Origin of the sequence: Cupriavidus sp. KB_39 (assembly GCF_052114485.1) — a bacterium.
Classification (GTDB): domain Bacteria; phylum Pseudomonadota; class Gammaproteobacteria; order Burkholderiales; family Burkholderiaceae; genus Cupriavidus.
On record NZ_JBFREV010000186.1, the window covers coordinates 1 to 510 of the forward strand.

1 protein-coding gene is annotated in these 510 nt (G+C 63.3%); it reads left to right on the forward strand.

Annotated elements, in window-relative coordinates; genetic code table 11:
• Nucleotides 1-421 (forward strand): endo alpha-1,4 polygalactosaminidase (locus tag AB4Z27_RS29445; protein ID WP_441646037.1); only part of this gene is annotated, 421 nt, incomplete at its 5' end.
• Between the last annotated feature and the right edge of the window lie 89 nt (nucleotides 422-510).

Below are 510 nucleotides of genomic sequence, written 5' to 3' on the forward strand. Positions count from 1 at the left end.
GATGGATCTGGCGAAGGCGAAGGGGTGCGATGGCATCGACACGGACAATGTCGACGGCTACACCAACAACCCCGGCGTGCCGTTGACGGCCGCGACGCAGCTCGACTACAACCGCTTTCTGGCCACCGAGGCCCACGCGCGCGGGTTGGCCATCGGCCTCAAGAACGATATCGATCAGGTCGCCCAGCTTGCCGGCGATTTCGACTTCGCGGTCAATGAGCAGTGTTTCCAGTACAACGAGTGCGGGGTCTATGCGGCGTTCACCACGCAGGGCAAGGCCGTGTTCAATGTGGAATATGCCGCGAAATGGAAGGACCCCGCGCGGCGGCCTGCGCTCTGCGCCAAGGCGCAGGCGCTGAACCTGCGTACGGTGGTGTTGCCGCTGAAGCTGAACGATAACTTCCGCTACACCTGCGACTAGGCTGTTGCAATTCAGGCCGGGGGAGGCCGGCGAGCCGCCTCAGTCTGGCGTCTTGCCGGTTTTCTCCAGCTCGCGCCACGCCAGGAATA